Origin of the sequence: Bacillus sp. FSL M8-0166, assembly GCF_038008825.1 — a bacterium.
GTDB lineage: Bacteria > Bacillota > Bacilli > Bacillales > Bacillaceae > Bacillus > Bacillus safensis.
On the sequence record NZ_JBBOZZ010000001.1, the window covers coordinates 2,073,665 to 2,094,311 of the forward strand.

Sequence of the window (20,647 nt, forward strand, 5' to 3'; positions counted from 1 at the left end):
CTTTTCATAGAGATGTGATTTCTTGAAATTCTTCTTGCACAAGTTCATGAATGACGCCCATTCCTGCCTGGCTTCCAGCTGCTGCTGCGAGAACTAACTGAGCAGGACCGCCTAAATTATCACCACATGCAAAGACTCCACTGACGGTTGTACGTCCAAGAATATCTGTTTCAATACCCGCATTCTTCGTCATTTGACAGCCAAGCTTTTCCGCAAATGGGGCTGACTGCTTGAATTCACTTGCGACAAAACCGCCTTTCCTATTCACTATCTCCCCATTCGCAAGCTGTAGAGAGCGCAGCTGGCCATTGTCATGATCAATCGACACAATTGGCACATCAATGACTTGAATAGAATGTGCCGTCAGAAGTGCCTTGTCTTCTTCAGCTAACATGTGCCCATTCGTAAACACGATCAAATCCTTTGTCCAATTGGAAAGAAGCTTAGCCATATGCAAGGCTCGCTGATTCTCTGCAATGAGGGCAAGTGCTTTGTCCTTTAATTCCCATCCATCACAGAAAGGACAGCTAAACAACGTTTTTCCGTATACATCATGAATTCCTTCGATTTCTGGCAGTATATCCTGAAGTCCAGTTGCTAAGATGATTTTTTTCGCTTCGAATGTATCCCCCTCGTGTGTCAGTAACGTAAAGCTTTCCTCTTTCTTTTGTATATCAACAATTCTACTTCGTTTCATTTGGATATGAGGGTATTTTTGAAGATCTGCCTCTCCGGCTTGTCTAATCTCAAATGGTGTCATTCCATCGTTTGTAATAAATCCATGTGATTCCTGCGTCACTCGATTTCTTGGCAGCTCATCATCGAATACAATGACCTGCTTTCTGCCTCTTCCTACAACAAGTGCTGCACTTAATCCGGCTGGCCCGCCTCCGATAATGGCACAATCTAATAACATATCAATCTCTCCTTTTTATTCAAGACTTTAAAGACTCTTAATATCTATAATTAATTCAAAAAAATCACATGTTGAAAAATGGATTTTTTTCTGTCTGCTCAATTTGGTTCGCAATATCAATTAACCGTTTTTGACTTAACGTCTCCTGCATTTTCGTTTCCACATCCTGCATGACTTGTTCAATCAAACAGCCATCATGAGGCATGAAGGAGTCATGCTCTAAAGAGCAGCGAAATAAATTCGTTTGTCCTTCTACAGCCTGAATGACATCTAAAAACGAAATGTCTTCCTTTCGTTTGATAAGGGTGTAACCTCCCTTTGCACCAGGTGTTGATTCAATCAATCCCGCCTTCACAAGCTTTGTTAAAATTTTGGATAAATAGGTTGGTGAAAGATCTTGCATCTTAGCAAGAGGCTCAACGCCAATCGCTTTACCCTTTGGCGCAAGAGTTAAAAACACCATCGTATGCAGCGCATAGTTGGTCGCTTTAGAATATTTCATGAGGAAACTCCTTTCTATCTATTGTAGACCTTTTATATCTGTAATCGATATTGATCATAGATGATTCAAGAGAAAAAAGCAAATGTTGTGGATCTGCTCCACTTTTCATTCCACATTTCACATTTCCTTCCGATAATAGAAGTAAGCACGGAATAAAGTTTTGATTGAGAACGAGAAGGAGTGAAGAACAATGTCAGATCAACAGCACAATGCAGCACACGAAGAAGAAGAGGAATTTAACGTATACGACATGCTTCCGCCCGCAGGTACAATCATCGGAGAAGCAACAGAAGAAGAAATGGAAGCCGCGGCAGCACTAGAAGTGAGACATGTCGCGTTCATGCGCCTTCAAGATATGTTCATTCAATTTGATGGCTCGTCTTACAAAGACTTATTAAAAGACTTCCAAGAATTCGAATTGGATTCCACAAAATTCTGGAGAGCCATTGCTAGACGACTTCAAATCCCATACGAATGGCCAATCCGAATCGACCACGCAAACGGCCCTATTTATATTGGTGAAACAGAGGATAGCCGTGAGGTTGAGGAGAGTGCAGAGTAAGGAAATGGCGGCCCCCTTTTGGTAAGGGGGGCTTTTCGTCTCCATTACAATACATCGTTTGAAAAAAACAAATAAGCAATATGAGCGCTGTGACGCCCATATTGCTTATTCTTTTGTTATGTTAACTCTGGCCAAAATGCTTGATTTGCCACAATTAAGTCGTCTAAAATATCTTTTGCTACTTTAGCACTCGGCACCGTTTTCGATAATGTGATGGCCTGCCATAGTTTTTGATAGGACCCTTCTTCAAATGCTTCTACTACTAATTTTTCTACGCCAACTTGCTGCTCCATGAGACTTTTTTGAAATCTTGGAATCTCTCCAACTACTAATTTTTCTGGACCATTGCTGCCAACAATACAAGGAATTTCGACCATGGCTGTTGGATCAAAGTTCCTAATGGCGCCATTGTTCTCTACGATCATCAGCATCCGTTCCTTTTTATTAAAAGCAATGGCTCGTGCCAAATCAACGATATAGGAAGCGTGCTCATCAATGGTCAGCTTTGTTTCCTTTGCAGTTCCTTTATCAATGATGGCCTGACATTCACTAAAAACAAAAGCTTCCCGCCCCGCCATCACTTCATTGGCACGTGTGAACTCGATATTTGAATGTGCCACTTCTTCATCTGGAAATAGATAGTATTTTAAATACGTATTCGGTACCGTTTTTGGATCAAGTGCTTGAATATCTTTGGCCTTTTTTAATGTGCTGTTCCAGCTCTTCTGCTGTTCTAATTCAGATGTTCCATCTGTTGCATAACCATGCTGGCTTACATGCTTAATTACCTCAGGCATTAAGCTATTTCCTGATTTATCTCGAATATCTGTCCACCAGCCAAAATGATTCAAACCATAGTAATCGACTTCTAGTTCTTTCCGCGAAGATAAGCCTAAATTTTTTGCAATTAATTCTTCGATGCCAATTGGCATATCACATATGTTTAAAATCTTGGAATTAGGTCTTAGCTTACGTGTTGCCTCTGCTACTATCGCTGCAGGGTTCGAATAGTTTAACATCCAAGCTTCAGGTGAGTATTTTTCCATATAATCGACAAGTTCTAATACACCTGGAATGGACCGCATTCCGTAAGCTATCCCGCCTGGGCCGCATGTTTCCTGTCCGACGACTCCATGCTTCAATGGAATTTTCTCATCTAATTCTCGCATTGCATATTTGCCGACACGAATATGTGCCATCACAAAATCGACTTGAGTAAAGGCTTCTTCTGGGTCCGTGCTTGCCAGTAATCGTACTTCTGGTGCTCGTTCTTTTAACATAATCTCACATGCATCTGCGATCGTCTTTTGTCTAGTTTCATCATTATCATAGAGTTTAATTGTATGAATTGGGAACTCATCTAAATAGTCTAACAGCATCAAAATGATCCCTGGTGTAAATGTACTTCCGCCTCCAGCGATGGTAATATTAAATTTTTTCATCATATCCAGCTCCTTTTTCAATCTAATGAAAGTTTTGTCTCAAAGGACTCTCTTACTTGCGGTACACTTAAGCCAACAATGATTTGAATGCTTTGACCACTCTTCGCCATGCCGTGTGCGAGTTTATTTTTTGTAAAGTATTCCCTATCTTTCACCAAGCCGGGGTCAATCACTGTAATACGCAGACGTGTGGCACAGTTTGTCACATCTTTAATGTTTTCTTTACCGCCAAGGCCTTCTAAGAAATAAACGGCTTTCTCTTCATACTCAGACGCATAAACGGGCGCTTCCTTTTTGTCATGAGCTTTTTTATGAGCATTCTCATAATCTTGTTTTGTATATAGCCTCGTCTCCTCCTCATGTTTTCGTCCCGGTAATGGAATATCAAATTTCACAATCATCCATCTAAATATGACAAAATACAATGCTGTAAAGAGAAGTCCAATCATTGCTTGGATCAGATAAACCCCTCCATGATTTGAAGAGAGCGGAATCCAGTTCAATGCAGCTATCTCAATAAGCCCGGAACCCATCATGCCCACAACACCAAACATATTCATGATTGTCACCATGGTCGCTCCAAAAAGTGCATGTATCACAAATAAATAAGGCGCGAGAAATAGAAATGTAAATTCAAGCGGTTCTGTAATTCCGGCAAATATGGCTGTTAATGTGGCGGGTAATACCAATGCCAAAACCTTTTTTCTGTTTTCTTTCGGTGTAGAAAAATACATGGCTAAAGCTATCCCTAAACAGCCGAACATCTTAATATTCCCATGCAATAAAAATCCGTATGGATAAAGATCCTTCAAATCGGAAGTGGAGGACGCAAATTCATTTAAGTGAGCAATCCAATATGGTTTTAACCCCCCATTTACAGCCGCTGGACCAAACTCAAAAGGTGTATAAATAAAATGGTGAAGTCCTGTTGGAATTAACACCCTTTCCAAGAAATGAAACAGCCAGACACCAATATAACCAGACTGTGCCATGAACCCTTGGAGAGATTGAATCCCCTGCTGAACATAGGGCCATACAAAAGCAACGATAAAAGCAATAGGAATCATCACAAAGAATCCGATGATGACAACAAATACAAGCCCCTGAAAAATCCCGAGCATCTCAGGCAACTTTTGATCATAAAAACGATTATGGATCCAAATGACGATTCCAGATATCATCACCGCACCAATGATACTTGTATCCAGTGTAGGTATTCCCGCAATTTCTTTTACACCCGCTACGTTCTCGACACCTTGCGATAAATCAACACCAAAAGTAGACGGCCAAAGTGTCAAAATAGCATGTATATAATTGTTAAATACGAGATAAATCATCAAAGCTGCGAGCGTCGCACGTGCTTGCGCTTTTTTTGCAAGTGAGATGGGCAATCCAATCACAAAGGCTAGTTCCATATGATTGAAAATCGTCCATCCCCCGCTTTCAATCAGTGACCAAACCTTGTACCACATCGTACCTTCTGCAGCCATTTCCCCCATAATCGCTGGATTCTTACATAAAGTCGCGAGGCCGACAACAATACCAAAAAACGCGAATAAAAGTACAGGAACTACCATCGCACTGCCAAACCGCTTGATTGCATTCATAAGCATAACCCCTTTGCTTGATCCATAACATCACTGTAAAGGGAGCGCTTACAAAAACCAATAGGTTTGACGTATTTAGAAATCAAGTTGTAACATTAGATTATATTTTCACAGGAAGAAAATATTTTCATGTTGGAGGGCACATCGCATGATACTGGACAAGCTGGTAAATGAATACTTCGAAGATTTAAATAAGAATGACCTGCACATTATTAAAACGATCCATGATCATCTTGAAGAAATGAAGACAATGAAAATTCAGGACCTTGCTCGTTATGCTCATACTTCCATCTCATCCATTCATCGGCTTGCCAAGAAAATAGGGTTCGACGGCTACAGTGACTTAAAGTCTTATGTGAAATTAAATGCTTTCACTGAAGAGACAACACAGGATTTAATGAAGCTGCTCGATCAAGATATCCAGCAGACAAGAAAATATATGGAGCAGCTTGACTTTCATCAATTAAATCAACTGATTGATCGCGCACCGTATATTTATATTTATGGTACAGGAACTGCACAGCTCGATTTGGCCAATGATGTACAACGGCAGCTATGGTCACTGCATAAGAAATCTCAAGTATTACGAAGCAAGCGAGACTTAACAGATGGAATCATTGAATTTGGTGAGGATGACCTTTTATTTATCATTTCTTTATCGGGTGAATCGAAGAATTTAGATGAAATCATTCAATTGGTGAAAACGAGACATATCAAATTTATCAGCATGACCACATTAAGAAATAACCTTCTTGCACAAAATGCCATGTTTAACATCTATGTAAGCAGCACCCCGTTTCACTTATATAACAAAGTGGACAACTCCAGCTTTCTGCCATTTTACATTGTGGCAGATATTATCGTCAGAAAATTTAGTGAGTGGAAAGTGAACCAATTGAATAATAAGACTTAAACATAACAGATACAGTTTTAGAGAGAGATTCAATGTTGCTTCGCAAAAAAAGAGAGACTCTTTTGTCTCTCTCAAAAAACACTGTATAACAACAGATTTAATGAAATATATCTACATGCGGCTGCCTTGACCTTTTCATGTTATTCAGCAGTATAATGCCCCGCAATCAGTTCATCAAACGAATCCGCTAATTTAAAATCCGTCTCATCTTCTAGATCAAAGTAGTGAATCGGTGGATGTTCCTTCGTTTCTCTGTAATCCAATGCAATCCACGTATGACCATCCCCACAAATGAGCACAAGTCCCTCAGGCAACTCCCATTCTTCTATTAAATAATCACTATCCATAATGCCTTCATCTTTGGCAATTCCTCTTAAATGATCAAATGATACATGATCCTCTGCCCACCCATTCGGCTGGTCCGTTGGAAAAGCGTTATGCAGGGTATACCCGCCATTTTGTTCGAGGATAAGTTTCTTATATGTATCCGGCAAGATGACGCCTAGCTTCTTTTCCGCTTTTGCAATGCCTTTCTCATTGATTTTCTTAAATGTTTCTTCACTTTCTCTGTCTTTATCCCAAAATGGTTTCAAATAAAATACCTCCAATTGTTATTTCTATCTCATTTTACCATTTAAGCGAACTAGTTTAATAGTCCTATTTAATAAAAAAAGAGAAGGGTTTCCCCTCCTCTTGTTGGTCATGATTGTTCTTGATTTCTCGCTTCAAACTCATCCAGCATTGCACGCACTTCATCTGTTGATGATGTGTTCATTAATTGATTTCTTAAGAAACTCGCTCCTCTGAATCCTTTTACATAAATCTTAAAGAAACGGTGCAGTGCCTTGAATGGACGCAAACCTAGTGATGAGTATTGATCATGAAGGTCAAGATGTAATCTTAATAGACCAAGCAGTTCATCACTTGTATGTTCCTTCGGCTCTTTTTCAAAAGCAAATGGGTTATGGAAAATCCCGCGCCCAATCATCACGCCGTCCACTCCATACTGTTCAGCAAGCTTTAAGCCTGTTTGACGATCAGGAATATCGCCATTGATCGTCAAAAGAGTATCAGGTGCTACTTCATCACGAAGTTTTTTGATCTCAGGAATGAGTTCCCAATGCGCATCCACCTGGCTCATTTCCTTTCTTGTACGAAGGTGGATCGATAAATTCACAATATCTTGCTCCAAAATATGTCTAAGCCACCCGCGCCATTCATCGACTTCTGTAAAACCAAGTCTTGTTTTGACGCTGACAGGTAATCCCCCTGCTTTTGCCGCTTGAATCAGCTCTGCCGCAACGTCTGGACGAAGAATCAAGCCGCTGCCCTTTCCGTTTTGCGTGACATTCGGGACAGGACAGCCCATATTAATATCAAGCCCCTGAAATCCCATTTCCGCCATTCCAATGCTCATTTGTCTAAAGTTCTCAGGCTTGTCTCCCCAAATATGAGCAACAATCGGCTGCTCATCCTCTGTAAACGTTAAACGCCCTTTCACACTTTGAATGCCATCAGGATGGCAATAGCTCTCACTGTTCGTAAACTCTGTAAAAAACACATCCGGTCTCGCCGCCTCACTCACAACATGACGAAACACAACATCTGTCACTTCTTCCATTGGTGCTAATATAAAAAATGGCCGCGGTAAATCACGCCAGAAATTTTTACTCATCTTTCATCCAATTCCTCTCATGACATAGCGCCTAAAGGGCATGTCCTTCTTTTATCATTATATACTTTAGTTAGGATTCAACGCAAAAGGAGCATAAAATGAACAATCACAAAATGCTATCAGCACTTTATAAAATATCAAAAATTTGAGGAGACGTAAACGCCTTTCAAAAGTGCTGCTGGGAAACGTGTCATTCAATGGCAGAAGGTAAGGCATTCGCCAAACTAATGAAAAGAAACCTCAATTATTTCATAATTGAAATCGACAAATATCACATTATAAAAATAGCAAAAATACCATTCAACCTTAATATGGATATTATTACGTTTTTTGTGTATTTTATAGAAAGGAGTAATTATTATCTTATAGTAAAGATCTATATGGATAAAGGAGAAAAGTGGACATAAAAACAGTTCACTATGCTTTTATTAAAATTTGCTAAAACTATGGCAAATTCATTATTAATCTTCTTTAAATAAACAATAAGTGCTAAACAGTGCTTTTTATGGAGGGTCAACATGTCTTTTTCTTACGTTATTTTAATGACTTTTTTAGTGCTCCTTTTAGTATCTATCATGCTCTATACTTTTTTCAAAAAGAAAAACATTGTAGATGAAGCACCTGGCGCTTTTGTTGCCGTTCTTCTTATTTTACTAATATGTTTTTCCCTTAGTATTGTTATTGCCCTTCCAACTGTCATGCTTTACCTAGTATCATTGGGAGTGAATTTTCTTTTCAGTGAATACATCACTTATGATTCATTACTTTCTTTGATCACCTTTTCGTTGTTAGTTAGCATTATCGTGATTTTTTGGTCATTTATCATTTTATTTATAGGGAAGGGAATCATTTTTTTGTTGAAGTTCCCAAAATGGATAACTTATATTTTAGAATTTTTTGCTTCGTGGGCTCTTATTTACTTCACGATTAAATATGTACTAAATTTAAAGATAATTGAAGTTTCTATATGGGGGAATGGTGTATTAATTTTATCTTTCTTTGTTAGCTTTTTATACATTGGTCTTGATATCATATCCTCTGCACTTGATCAAAAGAATCAGAACATAGAAGAAGATCCCCCCATCCAATAAAGAGGAGGGGGGTTATTTAATTCATAGCTTTTTCTATCTATATTGATATGTCTATTGAGTTTTATTTTAATAGAATTTCTAAAACTGCTTTAGTCTTCAGACCATAGATGCCATCAGCAGCAAAACCATGCATCAACTTCTATGTTTGACCACATCCCCTATTGTCCATAATAGCGCCATTTGTCCGGGTTGTAGTAAACGCTTTCTATACAGATTTTTACAGCTGATCTCTTAGTAAGAAGCTTTGTGACTTTTAAAATGTTTGTTAGCAATCCATATGAATTTTTAGCAGGCTTTAATACTGTTTTGGATGTTACTGCTTTTATTGGTTTAACAGTCGGTTTTTTACTTGTGTGAGTAATAGTTGATTCCGACTTTGAAACTGTTTCAAACAGCTTGTGGGGACACACAATATTCTATGATCCTCTTTCTAGCTTCCACTGGAGCAAGAAAAGGCGAGGTAACAGGTTAAAAATTCTAAATACGACCGTAAAATTACAATTGAAAAACATATAAAGCCTTTATTGGAACGTTACAAATTACGTAATTTAGATAAAACTACTTTTCAAAGAGAATTTGTTTTACCAAATTTCTGTTTGACTCTTCAAATTATAGGAGTGAATTTTTCATTCTAACGGAGGGAAAGCAAAAATAAAAACATCCCGATATCGATGTTTTTCACGAAATCGGGATGTCTCAATTACTGATTAATCACAAGACTTGCTACACATTCCACATGTGAGGTATGCGGAAACATATCCACAGGCTGCACTTCCTCTGTAACATACCCGCCATCTTCAAGAATGCGCAAATCACGAGCTAGCGTTCCTGGGTTACAGGAGACGTAAACAACTCGTTTTGGTTTCATCTTTAAAATGGTGTCAAGCAGTGCTTCGTCACAGCCTTTTCTTGGCGGATCGACGACGAGGGTGTCTGCTTTGATGCCTTCTTTGTACCAGTTTGGGATGACGGCTTCTGCTTCGCCGACTGCGAATTCAACATTATTGATTCCGTTTAAGGCAGCGTTGCGTTTTGCATCTTCAATTGCTTCTGGGACAATTTCAACCCCATATACTCTGCCTGCTTTTTGTGCGAGAAATAAGGAAATCGTACCGATTCCGCAGTAGGCATCAATCACGGTTTCTTCGCCTTGCAGCTCTGCATATTCAAGCGCTTTGTCGTAAAGCACCTTTGTTTGGGCGGGGTTCACTTGATAAAATGAGCGGGCTGAAATGGCAAATTTGATGTCGCCAATCGTGTCATAAATGTATTCTTCGCCCCATAAAACGGTTGTTTCGTCACCGAAAATGACATTTGTTTTCTTTGAATTCACGTTTTGTACAATTGACCGAACATGTGGGAAGCGTGCTATAATCTGCTCAATCACCTGCTGCTTTTGCGGAAAGTCAGCCGTTCTAGTCACAAACACAACCATCATTTCACCTGTTGTAATACCGTTGCGAACCATCACATGACGCAGCCAGCCTTTGTGCCGCTCTTCGTTATATGCTTTGATGCCAAACGCATTGCATATGTCTTTTACTGCCTGTACCACTTCGTCGTTTTCTGACTGCTGAATCAAACATTTTTCCATATCAATGATTTCATGGGTACGCTGCTGATAAAATCCTGCAACAAGTCCGCCTTCTCGTTCACCAACTGGAACTTGTGCTTTGTTTCGGTAATTCCAAGGGTCTTCCATGCCGAGTACAGGATGAACTTTTACACGGCTCATATCAAGCTTGCCGATCCGCTCTAAAACGTCCTTTACTTGTTTCTGTTTAAATAGCAGCTGGCCTTCATAGCTCATATGCTGAATTTGACAGCCGCCGCACTGCTTGTAAATGGGACATGGCGCATCTTGCCTGTGCTGACTTTCCTTTGTCAGCTCCATGAGTCGTCCAAAAGCAAATCCTTTTTTGACTCGTGTGACTTTGATTTTCCCTTGTTCCTCGGGAAGGGCATTCGGTACAAAGACAGGGAATCCTTCAATTTTTGCTACACCTGCACCTTCATGCGTTAAGTCTTCGAAGGTTACATTGTAGTATTCATTCTTTTCAACAGGCGGTTTCATTTTCACCAATTTTATCACCTCATTTGCAAAGAAAAACTTGGCCGCCATAAGGAACCAAGTTCAGTCTTCACCCTATTTTTTCAGCTGTTGCTTTTGGCACAATAAATTCAATATGGCGATACAGGTTTTCAAATTCACCTGGCAGCATGCCGCCGTATTCACCATCTAAATTCAATTGCATTTTATCTTTTACATCTACCTTCACGCGATTCGCTTTTGCGTAGATGACATTGTTATCATGAATATGCTCGCCTCGCAGTGCAAGGCTGACCACTCGAATGGCTTCTGCTAGATTGACCTTCTTTAGAATGATCAGGTCAAACATCCCATCATCTAAAATGGAATCTGGCGCTAGTTTTTCAAAGCCGCCTACTGAGTTTGTGAGTGAAACAAGAAACAGCATGATTTCTCCATGAAACAATTTGCCGTCATATTCAATTTCGACTTCTGTCGGGCGGATAGAAGGAAGCATCTCCATGCCTTTTAAATAATAAGCAAGCTGTCCAAGCATGGTCTTCAGTTTACTAGGCACCTCATAGGTGAGCTCTGTTAACCGGCCGCCGCCAGCAATATTAATAAAATAATGGCCATTGACTTTACCGATATCAAGCGGCTTCGCTACACCCTCAATAATGGCATCTGTCGCTTTCAAAACACCTTCTCGTGGAATTCCAAGTGCTCTTGCGAAGTCATTTGTTGTTCCAACTGGAATAATTCCTAGTTTTGGTCTTTTTTCAAGCGGTGCTAGTCCGTTGACGACTTCATTGATCGTGCCGTCTCCACCTGCTGCTACAATTAAATCAAAATCTCTCTGTGCGGCTTTTTCTGCTGCTTGCGTGGCATCTCCTGCACATGTCGTCGCATGACAAGAAGTTTCATAGCCAGCTTGTTCAAATTTTTGCAAAACCTGCGGCAAATTCTTTTTGAAGAGTTCACGCCCAGATGTCGGATTGTATATAATTCGAGCACGTTTCATTCATCATCATCCTATATTCATTATGCAATCTATTTTCACCACTAACAACCTTTAATTATACTATGAGATTTGAAAATGGCAACAAAACAACCACCTAATATGTGAAATCTCCTACCACATTTCCCGCAGCAAGAAAGCATTCTGATAAGATAAAAGAAAACGCTGTAAAGGATGATATGCGATGAAAAAGCCTGTCTATTTTAATCATGACGGCGGTGTTGATGACCTCGTCTCTTTATTTCTTCTCCTTCAAATGGAACATCTGAAAGTCATCGGAATGTCTGTGATTCCTGCTGATTGTTATTTAGAGCCTGCTCTCAGTGCATCTCAAAAAATCATTGATCGATTCAGCCCTTATGAAATTGAAGTCGCTGCTTCAACTTCTAGAGGCGTCAATCCATTTCCGAAGGAGTGGCGCATGCATGCTTTTTATGTAGATGCTCTGCCAATTTTAAACGAAAAAGGCACTGTTGATACAAAGGTGTCCAAGCTGCCAGCACACCTTCACCTGATTGAAACCGTTAAGAAGGCAAAAGAACCTGTCACCCTGCTCTTTACTGGTCCGCTCACAGACCTTGCACGCGCTTTAGAAGAAGATCCTTCTATCTCTAATAAAATTGAGAAATTGGTGTGGATGGGCGGCACGTTCCTTAAAAAAGGCAATGTTGAAGAGCCCGAGCATGACGGGACAGCAGAATGGAATGCATTTTGGGACCCTTATGCTGTGAGCACTGTCTTTCAGGAACCGTTTCCTATTGAAATGGTTGCACTTGAAAGTACAAATCAAGTCCCGCTTACACTTGATGTACGTCAGCGCTGGGCTTCCCTTCGTTCTCATATTGGAATAGATTTTATCGGACAGTGCTACGCCTTTTGTCCGCCGCTCATTCATCATGAAACCAATTCAACGTATTACTTATGGGATGTGCTGACAACGATTACTCTTGCATCTACATCATTTACCCGTTCAAAAGAAGTTAATGCGATCGTTTATACCGAGACGCCAAAGCAAGGTCGCACTGAAGAGCATCCAGATGGAAAATCAATTCAAGTGATTGACCATGTCGATCGTGATGCCTTTTTCCACGCATTTGAAGAGCTTATGAGAAAAGCTGTTTGTCAGATTTCAAAATAAAAAAAGCCCCGCTCATTGGCGGGGCTTCCTCTTATTCTTCATCTGCGTACTTTTTCTTACGTCTAAACTTGCTTAACATTTCATACACGATTGGGACGATAACCAATGTGAGAAGTGTAGAACTTGTTAAACCGCCAATTACGGTAACACCAAGTCCTTTTGATACGATCTGGCTTCCGCCTTCAAATCCTAATGCGAGTGGCAGCAGTGCACCAATCGTTGCAAGTGCCGTCATTAAGATTGGTCGTAATCTTGTTGTACCTGCTTCCAGTAATGCTTCTCTTGTTGAAAGACCTTCGTTTTCTTTATGAATGACGCGGTCAATGAAGACAATGGCATTGGTCACAACGATCCCGATCAGCATAAGCAATCCAATCATGGCATTTAAGCTGATGGTTTCTTTTGCTATAAACAATCCAAGCAGCGCACCAATTACCGTAAATGGTAGTGAGAATAGAATCGCAAATGGTGCAAGACCTCCGCCAAATGTGATGACGAGAACGAGGTACACAATGGCAATTGCTGCAAGCATTGCGAGACCAAGCTGTGTAAAGGATTCCTCAATATCCGCACTTACGCCTCCTGTGTCAATCGTTACGCCAGATTTCAGATCAAGCTTGTCGACTTTCTTCTGAACATCCTGCGTTACACTTGAGACGTTGTCTGTTGTCATGTCACCAGACACTTCTGCGTAGATTTTCCCATCACGTTTTGTCACCGTATTTGCTGTCGTACCATCTTTTACTTTGACGACATCACCAATTCGGACTTCTTGCCCTGTTGGTGTGGTGATCTTTTTATTTTCTAAATCTTTTTTGCTCTTATATTCATCTTTTTCCGTTTGAAGCTTCACATCAAGTTCTTTGCCGTCCTCTGTGACTTTCGTCAGTGTTGTTTCACTATTTTGAGGTGCAATCGCTTGAGCGATTTGTGAAGCAGTTAGACCTAGTTTCGCTAGTTTTTCTTGATCTGCATTAAACGTATATTCATCGTATTTCTCTGATAAGCTTGTGCTGACATTTTTCAGGTTTTTCTCATCTTTTAAGATGTTCTCAACATCTTTTACTGTGCCTTCAATATCACTTGCTTTATCCCCGTACACATAGTACGTCACAGTATTGCTTGCACCAGCAGATGAGAAGTCTTGTGATTTCCATTCCCCTTTAGATGCTTTATCTTGCAGAGCTTTGACCACGCGATCTTTTTCTTTATCAAAGTTTGGCGTGTCATCATCATATTGTACGAAGAATAATGCACCGTTAGAGTTACCGCCAACACTTGCTGTCATGGCATTTGAAGAGCCTAGTGAATACTGAACTGTATTGACATGGTCCCGTTTCATCAAATATTCTTCAGCTTTTTTCGTTTCATCAATTGCTTGTTCTCTCGTTTGTCCAGGCTCTGGCGTGTATGTCACCATGGCCGTTTTCTCTGCTTCCTGTGGTAAGAAGCTGACACCGACAAGTGGTGCTAAGAATAAGCTTCCGACAAGCATAAGAATGGCAATTCCTGATGTGATCCATTTATGGTTGAGTGTCCAATTAAGTACACGTCTATAACCGCCAGCAAGCTTGCTTGGTTTATGTTCTTTTACCTTTTTCGCTGTGCCGTACAGGTTCTTTTTAAATAGAGTGTGTGCCATCATTGGAACAATTGTAATAGCGACTAGCAGTGAAGCAAGCAACGCAAACACAATTGTTAGGGCAAATGGGATGAATAGTTCACCAATCATTCCACCTACTAATGCTAACGGTAAGAATACTGCAATAGTCACAATCGTCGAAGACATAATTGGGATAAACATTTCTTTTGTGGCTTCTCTGACGAGTGCCTTGCCTTTTAAAGGTTCATCCTTTAACGCCATTCGTCGATAGATGTTTTCTATGACCACTATCGAGTCATCGACCACACGCCCGATGGCGACGGTCATGGCACCAAGTGTCATGATATTTAATGTAATATCCAACTGATTTAATAATAAAACAGCAATCAACAGAGATAACGGAATGGAAATGACCGAAATTAATGTTGATTTGATATCTCGAAGGAACAACATAATGATAATGATCGCAAAGATTGCTCCGATGATCGCCTTGTTCAGCATTGTGCTAACAGACTCTTTAATCGGCTCTGCTTGATCATATGTGGTGCTTACTTTGATGCCTTTGTTGTCTTTTTTGAATTTCTCAAGCTCTTTTGTGACTTCTTCTGCTACACTCACTGTGTTGGCATCAGAGCCTTTGACAATTTGCAGACCGATACTGTCTTTACCATTCGTTCTAGAGATCGATTCTGCATCTTTTACGACTTTAATATCTGCTATCTCAGATAGCTTGATCGTCGGCAGCTCTACAGATTGACTGCTTGCTGCACCTCCACCTGTTGGCTGCTGAGCTGCTGCTTGCTGCTGACTTGCACTTCCAGCCTGCTGCTCCGCACCTTGCGCACCTGCGTTTTCTGAACCGCTAGAAGGTGCTCCAGCTCCAGCGCTTCCCGCACCGCCGCCTGCACTTGGTGTGACTGGAATTCGCATGTTTTTCAAATCTTTGACGCTTAAAATATTGCCGTCCACGACAACTGATTTTTGTTTGTTGCCAAATGTGTATAAACCTAATGGCACATTCACATCAGAGCCTTTGATCATGTTTTGGACGGTTTCTTCATCTAAACCGTATTCTTTTAGTTTCTTTTCTTTAAACGAAAATTCCACTTCTTTGATTTGCTGTCCTGAAGCTTCGACAGAAGAGACACCGTCTAATCCTTCAAGTGTAGGAACGAGGTCATTTTCTACTTTTTGTGTAAGGTCTTGTAATGATTCTTTATCACCAGAGACACTAAGAGCTAAAATTGGAATCGCGTTAATACTAAAGCGTGCGATTTTAGGTTTTTCTGCATTTTCAGGAAAATCGATATTGTTAATAGCGTCTTCGATTTCCTTCTTTGCTTCATCCATGTCTTTGTTGTAATCGTACTCGATTTGAATGGATGATGCATTTTCAAAAGAATTAGAAGTGACCACGTTGACCCCATTGAGGTTTTGAATCGACTTTTCAATTGGATCTGTCACCTTATCTGATACTTCGTCCGGCGTTGCGCCAGGGTACGTTGTAGAAACCGTAATGACTGGAGTGTTGATATTTGGGATTGATTCTTGTTTCATATTCAATCCGGCATATAGACCAGCAACTGTTACGATAATCGTCATGAGCCATACAGCGAACTTATTCTTTAATACAAAATTGATGATCGAATTCATTATGTCCTCCATTTTCCTTTATGTATTGACTGACTGGTCATTCTATATCATAATAAACGGTGATATACAATGCCGTCAACCATTTCACTTGCGTTTGACGTAACATTCTAAAGCTGAAGGGGCCTTATTTCATGAACGAAAAAAAAGAAAAAATCATTAAAGCGAGCATCCAATTGTTTGCGAAAAAGGGTTTTTCTTCTACGACCATTCAGGAAATTGCAGATGAATGCGGAATATCAAAAGGCGCATTTTATTTACATTTCAAATCAAAAGAACAGCTTTTCAACCGAGCGTTTGAATATTATATCGACAGTTCGATGCAAACTATCGAAATGATTCGAAAAGAGAATCAGCATCTCGCGCCGAGAGAGATCTTTCAGAAACAAATCTCTGAACAGTTTCAGCACTTTGCTGAGAACAAGGATTTTATCATTCTGATCCTCAGCGAGAACATTATTCCGGAAAACCAGCAAATTAAAAAGTATTCAAAAACTGTGAAAAAGCAAATGAACGATGAAATTCAAATTTCTATCTTGACCACTTATGGACAGGAGATCGAACCATATATAACTGACCTGTCAGTCATGATTCAAGGAATTATTCAATCGTATGTGCAGGTTCTGCTTTTACAGGATCAAATGCAATTATCATTTGATGAGCTATCATCCTTTATACTCGAACGGTTTGATGATCTGGTCCAAGGCTTGCTTCGTTCTCAGACGAAGCCAATTTTGAAGAAAACCATTTGGGACGATGAAGCGCCGAGTGCTGCTTCCCTTCAAGAGGAGCTTCGTTTGTTAAAGCTGAAGCATCTGCTTTCTGAAGATACTGTTGTATCCATTGAAGTGATTGAAGAAGAGCTGGCAAAAGCTGAACCTCGTAAGCCAGTCATCCAAGGAATGCTGACGAATTTAGAAAAGTGTGAGGAGCCTGCTGTTCTAAGAGCAGTGGAGCAATTGAAGCTGTTTCTTCAGTAACATGACGTGCTGTTTTTTGATTTAGCTCACCTTTCCCCTTCGAATGTGCACTTTCGCTTATGCTTCATTATAAGAAAAGATTCTCTAAATTGATATACGGCGGTGGTCTGAATCTATGATAAGACCCTGTCATTTCAAGCAAAAAAAACCGCCTATTTCATCAGGCGGTTTTTTGCTATTTAACGTTTTTTGATTTCTTCAAGGAGAATCTTGTTCACCATCGGCGGGTTAGCTTGGCCCTTCGATGCTTTCATGATTTGTCCGACTAAGAAACCAATCGCGCGGTCTTTACCATTTTTAAAGTCTTCAATTGATTGCGGGTTGTTATCAAGTGCTTCTGTGACAAGTTTGAGCAGCGCACCTTCGTCAGAAATTTGGACAAGTCCTTTTTCTTTGACGATTGTTTCTGCATCTCCCCCATTTTCAATGAGCTCTTTGAATACCTTTTTCGCAATCTTAGAGGAAATCGTTCCTTTTTCAATGAGTTGGATCATGCCAGCAAGTCCTTGCGGCGTTAGCTTTGTATCGTCCAGCTCTTTTTGAGCAGAGTTTAAGTAAGCAGATACTTCACCCATGAGCCAGTTCGATGCTTGCTTCGCTTCTGCACCTTCTGAAATGGTCGCTTCAAAGAAATCAGACATTTCTTTCGTCAGCGTGAGTACCATTGCATCGTATGCAGGAAGTCCAAGCTCATCGATGTAGCGTTTGCGGCGCTCGTCTGGAAGCTCTGGGATAGATGCTCTTACGCGTTCTTTCCACTCGTCATCAATGTACAGCTCCACCAAATCCGGTTCTGGGAAGTAGCGGTAATCATCAGAGCCCTCTTTGACACGCATCAGGATCGTCTTTTTAGACGCTTCGTCATAACGGCGGGTTTCCTGTTCGATCAATCCGCCAGAAAGCAATACTTGCTCTTGACGCTTTTCTTCGAATTCAAGGCCTTTTTGTACGAAAGCGAATGAGTTCAAGTTTTTGAGCTCTGTCTTTGTACCAAACTCTTCACGGCCAATTGGGCGAAGAGAAATGTTGGCATCACAGCGAAGTGAGCCTTCTTCCATCTTACAGTCAGAAACGCCTGTATATTGAATAATGGATTTTAATTTTTCTAAGTAAGCATACGCTTCTTCTGGAGTACGAATGTCTGGCTCAGATACGATTTCAACAAGCGGTGTGCCTTGACGGTTGAAATCGACGAGTGAGTAACCGTCGCCTGTGTGCGTCAGTTTCCCTGCATCCTCTTCCAAATGGAGACGCGTAATACCGATTCGTTTTGTTTTGCCTTCTACTTCAATTTCAATCCAGCCGTTTTCACCGATCGGTTTATCAAATTGAGAAATTTGATACGCCTTTGGGTTATCAGGATAGAAGTAGTTTTTACGGTCAAATTTTGTATCTGTTGCGATTTCACAGTTCAGCGCCATGGCCGCTTTCATCGCAAAGTTCACCGCTTCTTTGTTCAGTACAGGCAGTACGCCAGGATACCCAAGATCGATGACACTTGTTTGCGTGTTGGCAGCTGCACCAAAAGGTGTCGGCGAGCTTGAGAAAATTTTCGATTGTGTTTTTAGCTCTACGTGGACTTCAAGTCCAATTACCGTTTCAAAGTTCATTCTAATTCACCCCTTACAGTTCAGGTTTTGCTTTATGATGATCTGTTGCTTGCTCAAAAGCGTGAGCCACGCGGTACACTGTTCCTTCGTCAAAGTGCTTGCCGATGATTTGCAGTCCTAACGGAAGGCCATTTGCAAATCCACAAGGCACACTGATTCCTGGAACGCCTGCAAGGTTAACAGGGATCGTTAAAATATCGTTTGCATACATGGTCAGCGGATCGCTTGTCTTTTCACCAATGTTAAATGCAGGAGTTGGTGTTGTTGGTCCTACAATGACATCATACTTTTCGAAAACATCTTCAAAGTCTTTTTTGATCAATGTACGGACTTTTTGCGCTTTTTTATAGTACGCATCGTAATACCCTGAGCTTAGCGCGAATGTACCAAGCATGATGCGGCGCTTCACTTCGTCTCCGAAACCTTCAGAACGAGTATTTTTGTATAAATCAATGAGATTGTCTGCATTATCTGTACGGTAGCCATAGCGGATGCCGTCAAAACGTGCAAGGTTTGCAGATGCTTCTGAAGAAGACAGCAAGTAGTAAGTCGCAAGCGCATATTTAGAATGCGGAAGAGACACTTCTTCCCACGAAGCACCAAGTCCTTCTAATACTTTTAACGCTTGAAGAACAGACTCTTTTGCTTCCTCGCCAACGCCTTCTCCTAGATATTCTTTCGGCACAGCGATTTTCAGACCTTTGATGTCGCCAGTTAATGAAGAAAGAAAATCTGGAACATCGACATTTGCGCTTGTTGCGTCCATTTGATCGACACCAGCAATCGCTTGAAGAACATAGGCGTTGTCCTCTACATTACGTGTAATCGGACCAATTTGATCTAATGATGAAGCAAATGCGATTAATCCGTATCTGGATACACGGCCATATGTCGGCTTAAGACCCACAACCCCGCAGAAAGATGCTGGCTGACGAATAGAACCGCCTGTATCTGAACCAAGTGAGAACGGTACTTCACCTGCTGCAACAGAAGCTGCTGATCCACCGCTTGATCCGCCTGGAACGGTGTTTAAATTCCATGGGTTTTTCGTCGCTTTGTAGCCTGAGTTCTCCGTAGAAGATCCCATTGCGAATTCGTCCATGTTTAATTTACCGATTGTGACTGCTTCAGCCTCTCTTAAACGGTTCACAACGGTAGCATCATAAATCGGATCAAAGTTTTGCAGGATTTTACTTGAAGCTGTTGTACGCAAATCCTTTGTAACAATGTTATCTTTCACACCGATCGGCATACCAAACAATAGACCAAGCTCGTCCTTTTCACCAACTGCCTCGTCCAATTCCTTTGCATACGCACGTGCTTTTTCTTCGTCCAGTGCAAGGAATGCTTGTACTTTCCCGTCTACTTCATTGATTCGTTTATAAGACTCGTCCACTAAATCAGAAACAGACAGTTCCTTTTTATGTAAAAGCTCTTTTAATTCAGAAATTTTGTGATCAAACAGTGACATGTCTCGGGCCTCCTTTAGTCCAAAATTGATGGCACACGAATATAGCCGTCTTTATGATCAGGCGCGTTTTTGACGACTGCCTCAATGGAAAGACCTTTATTCGGAACATCTTCTCTCATGACGTTTTTCATTTTTAATACGTGTGTAGTAGGTTCAACGTTTTCCGTATCTACCTCGTTTAACTGCTCTGCAAATGAAATGATGCTATCAAGCTGTTCTGTAAACATCTCAGCTTCTTCTTCTGTAATGGCAAGCCTTGCTAAATGCGCAACGTGCTTGACTTCTTCTATTGAAATTCTTGACATGCAGGTTCACCTCCAAAAATGATGCGTGCTCGTGGTCATGATCATAAGTCATATACACTTTATCATATCAAATTTTACTGTTCTAAAGCAACTTTACGCAGGTGCAGTGAAAGGGCCATTCTATTGAAATATCTT

The 20,647-nt window shown here is 40.7% G+C and carries 16 protein-coding genes and 1 pseudogene; 5 read left to right on the forward strand and 12 right to left on the reverse strand.

The window, feature by feature from the left end; all coding sequences use genetic code 11:
* Window positions 1–4: 4 nt before the first annotated feature.
* The gene (locus NSS92_RS10925; RefSeq protein WP_340867885.1) at window positions 5–916 is read right to left on the reverse strand and encodes an NAD(P)/FAD-dependent oxidoreductase; all 912 of its coding nucleotides are present in this window, start codon (window positions 914–916) and stop codon (window positions 5–7) included.
* A 64-nt stretch (window positions 917–980) separates the two neighbouring features.
* Window positions 981–1,418 (reverse strand): Rrf2 family transcriptional regulator, encoded by a 438-nt coding sequence (locus NSS92_RS10930; protein WP_034623077.1) that lies wholly within the window; start codon window positions 1,416–1,418, stop codon window positions 981–983.
* A gap of 190 nt (window positions 1,419–1,608) precedes the next feature.
* Here NSS92_RS10930 and NSS92_RS10935 point away from each other — a divergent pair, with 190 nt between their 5' ends.
* Complete coding sequence (locus tag NSS92_RS10935) at window positions 1,609–1,980, forward strand: hypothetical protein (protein ID WP_046314086.1); 372 nt, start codon at window positions 1,609–1,611, stop codon at window positions 1,978–1,980.
* A 116-nt stretch (window positions 1,981–2,096) separates the two neighbouring features.
* Here the strand turns inward: NSS92_RS10935 and NSS92_RS10940 are convergent, their stop codons facing one another.
* Complete coding sequence (locus NSS92_RS10940) at window positions 2,097–3,422, reverse strand: 6-phospho-alpha-glucosidase (RefSeq protein WP_324290934.1); 1,326 nt, start codon at window positions 3,420–3,422, stop codon at window positions 2,097–2,099.
* A 17-nt stretch (window positions 3,423–3,439) separates the two neighbouring features.
* A complete protein-coding gene (locus tag NSS92_RS10945; protein WP_340867894.1) occupies window positions 3,440–5,029 on the reverse strand; it encodes an alpha-glucoside-specific PTS transporter subunit IIBC in 1,590 nt (529 codons plus the stop codon).
* Window positions 5,030–5,177: 148 nt separating this feature from the next.
* On the opposite strand from NSS92_RS10945, the gene NSS92_RS10950 reads away from it, so the two are divergent.
* Window positions 5,178–5,942, forward strand: coding sequence for a MurR/RpiR family transcriptional regulator (locus NSS92_RS10950; RefSeq protein WP_340867896.1), 765 nt, complete (start codon window positions 5,178–5,180; stop codon window positions 5,940–5,942).
* Between the two features lie 143 nt (window positions 5,943–6,085).
* Here the strand turns inward: NSS92_RS10950 and NSS92_RS10955 are convergent.
* Window positions 6,086–6,535: pseudogene (locus tag NSS92_RS10955) on the reverse strand (SMI1/KNR4 family protein); the annotation flags it as partial.
* A gap of 107 nt (window positions 6,536–6,642) precedes the next feature.
* The gene (locus NSS92_RS10960) at window positions 6,643–7,617 is read right to left on the reverse strand and encodes a tRNA dihydrouridine synthase (protein WP_041108655.1); all 975 of its coding nucleotides are present in this window, start codon (window positions 7,615–7,617) and stop codon (window positions 6,643–6,645) included.
* A 518-nt stretch (window positions 7,618–8,135) separates the two neighbouring features.
* Here NSS92_RS10960 and NSS92_RS10965 point away from each other — a divergent pair.
* A complete protein-coding gene (locus NSS92_RS10965; protein ID WP_340867900.1) occupies window positions 8,136–8,708 on the forward strand; it encodes a hypothetical protein in 573 nt (190 codons plus the stop codon).
* A 700-nt stretch (window positions 8,709–9,408) separates the two neighbouring features.
* On the opposite strand, the gene rlmD is transcribed toward NSS92_RS10965, so the two are convergent.
* Window positions 9,409–10,788: a 23S rRNA (uracil(1939)-C(5))-methyltransferase RlmD gene (gene rlmD / locus NSS92_RS10970; protein ID WP_340867902.1), complete on the reverse strand. Its 1,380-nt coding sequence runs from the start codon at window positions 10,786–10,788 to the stop codon at window positions 9,409–9,411.
* A 61-nt stretch (window positions 10,789–10,849) separates the two neighbouring features.
* A complete protein-coding gene (locus tag NSS92_RS10975; protein WP_024424554.1) occupies window positions 10,850–11,758 on the reverse strand; it encodes a diacylglycerol kinase in 909 nt (302 codons plus the stop codon).
* Window positions 11,759–11,939: 181 nt separating this feature from the next.
* Here NSS92_RS10975 and NSS92_RS10980 point away from each other — a divergent pair, with 181 nt between their 5' ends.
* Window positions 11,940–12,893: a nucleoside hydrolase gene (locus NSS92_RS10980; protein ID WP_260775421.1), complete on the forward strand. Its 954-nt coding sequence runs from the start codon at window positions 11,940–11,942 to the stop codon at window positions 12,891–12,893.
* A gap of 31 nt (window positions 12,894–12,924) precedes the next feature.
* Here NSS92_RS10980 and NSS92_RS10985 read toward each other — a convergent pair whose 3' ends face one another.
* Window positions 12,925–16,149, reverse strand: coding sequence for an efflux RND transporter permease subunit (locus NSS92_RS10985; RefSeq protein ID WP_340867910.1), 3,225 nt, complete (start codon window positions 16,147–16,149; stop codon window positions 12,925–12,927).
* Between the two features lie 131 nt (window positions 16,150–16,280).
* Between NSS92_RS10985 and NSS92_RS10990 the strand changes: the two genes are divergently transcribed.
* Window positions 16,281–17,126, forward strand: a complete 846-nt coding sequence (locus NSS92_RS10990; protein ID WP_340867912.1) for a TetR/AcrR family transcriptional regulator — start codon at window positions 16,281–16,283, stop codon at window positions 17,124–17,126.
* Between the two features lie 179 nt (window positions 17,127–17,305).
* Here the strand turns inward: NSS92_RS10990 and gatB are convergent, their stop codons facing one another.
* Genes gatB through gatC form a run of 3 tightly spaced genes read right to left on the reverse strand, consistent with a single transcriptional unit; the run spans window position 17,306 to window position 20,512 of the window.
* Window positions 17,306–18,736 carry an Asp-tRNA(Asn)/Glu-tRNA(Gln) amidotransferase subunit GatB gene (gatB, locus tag NSS92_RS10995; protein WP_048239988.1) on the reverse strand — a complete coding sequence of 477 codons (1,431 nt, stop codon included), beginning with the start codon at window positions 18,734–18,736 and terminating at the stop codon, window positions 17,306–17,308.
* A gap of 13 nt (window positions 18,737–18,749) precedes the next feature.
* Complete coding sequence (gatA, locus tag NSS92_RS11000; RefSeq protein ID WP_034282808.1) at window positions 18,750–20,207, reverse strand: Asp-tRNA(Asn)/Glu-tRNA(Gln) amidotransferase subunit GatA; 1,458 nt, start codon at window positions 20,205–20,207, stop codon at window positions 18,750–18,752.
* Window positions 20,208–20,221: 14 nt separating this feature from the next.
* Window positions 20,222–20,512: an Asp-tRNA(Asn)/Glu-tRNA(Gln) amidotransferase subunit GatC gene (gene gatC / locus NSS92_RS11005; protein ID WP_024424549.1), complete on the reverse strand. Its 291-nt coding sequence runs from the start codon at window positions 20,510–20,512 to the stop codon at window positions 20,222–20,224.
* Between the last annotated feature and the right edge of the window lie 135 nt (window positions 20,513–20,647).

Excerpts from the sequence above, each read along its gene's own strand:
- NSS92_RS10980 (WP_260775421.1), top strand. The coding sequence starts at position 11,940 with ATGAAAAAGCCTGTCTATTTTAATCATGACGGCGGTGTTGATGACCTC.
- NSS92_RS10935 (WP_046314086.1), top strand. The coding sequence starts at position 1,609 with ATGTCAGATCAACAGCACAATGCAGCACACGAAGAAGAAGAGGAATTT.
- NSS92_RS10925 (WP_340867885.1), bottom strand. The coding sequence starts at position 916 with ATGTTATTAGATTGTGCCATTATCGGAGGCGGGCCAGCCGGATTAAGT.
- gatC (WP_024424549.1), bottom strand. The coding sequence starts at position 20,512 with ATGTCAAGAATTTCAATAGAAGAAGTCAAGCACGTTGCGCATTTAGCA.
- NSS92_RS10940 (WP_324290934.1), bottom strand. The coding sequence starts at position 3,422 with ATGAAAAAATTTAATATTACCATCGCTGGAGGCGGAAGTACATTTACA.
- NSS92_RS10985 (WP_340867910.1), bottom strand. The coding sequence starts at position 16,149 with ATGAATTCGATCATCAATTTTGTATTAAAGAATAAGTTCGCTGTATGG.
- NSS92_RS10960 (WP_041108655.1), bottom strand. The coding sequence starts at position 7,617 with ATGAGTAAAAATTTCTGGCGTGATTTACCGCGGCCATTTTTTATATTA.
- NSS92_RS10990 (WP_340867912.1), top strand. The coding sequence starts at position 16,281 with ATGAACGAAAAAAAAGAAAAAATCATTAAAGCGAGCATCCAATTGTTT.
- gatB (WP_048239988.1), bottom strand. The coding sequence starts at position 18,736 with ATGAACTTTGAAACGGTAATTGGACTTGAAGTCCACGTAGAGCTAAAA.
- NSS92_RS10930 (WP_034623077.1), bottom strand. The coding sequence starts at position 1,418 with ATGAAATATTCTAAAGCGACCAACTATGCGCTGCATACGATGGTGTTT.
- NSS92_RS10950 (WP_340867896.1), top strand. The coding sequence starts at position 5,178 with ATGATACTGGACAAGCTGGTAAATGAATACTTCGAAGATTTAAATAAG.
- NSS92_RS10975 (WP_024424554.1), bottom strand. The coding sequence starts at position 11,758 with ATGAAACGTGCTCGAATTATATACAATCCGACATCTGGGCGTGAACTC.
- NSS92_RS10965 (WP_340867900.1), top strand. The coding sequence starts at position 8,136 with ATGTCTTTTTCTTACGTTATTTTAATGACTTTTTTAGTGCTCCTTTTA.
- gatA (WP_034282808.1), bottom strand. The coding sequence starts at position 20,207 with ATGTCACTGTTTGATCACAAAATTTCTGAATTAAAAGAGCTTTTACAT.
- NSS92_RS10945 (WP_340867894.1), bottom strand. The coding sequence starts at position 5,029 with ATGAATGCAATCAAGCGGTTTGGCAGTGCGATGGTAGTTCCTGTACTT.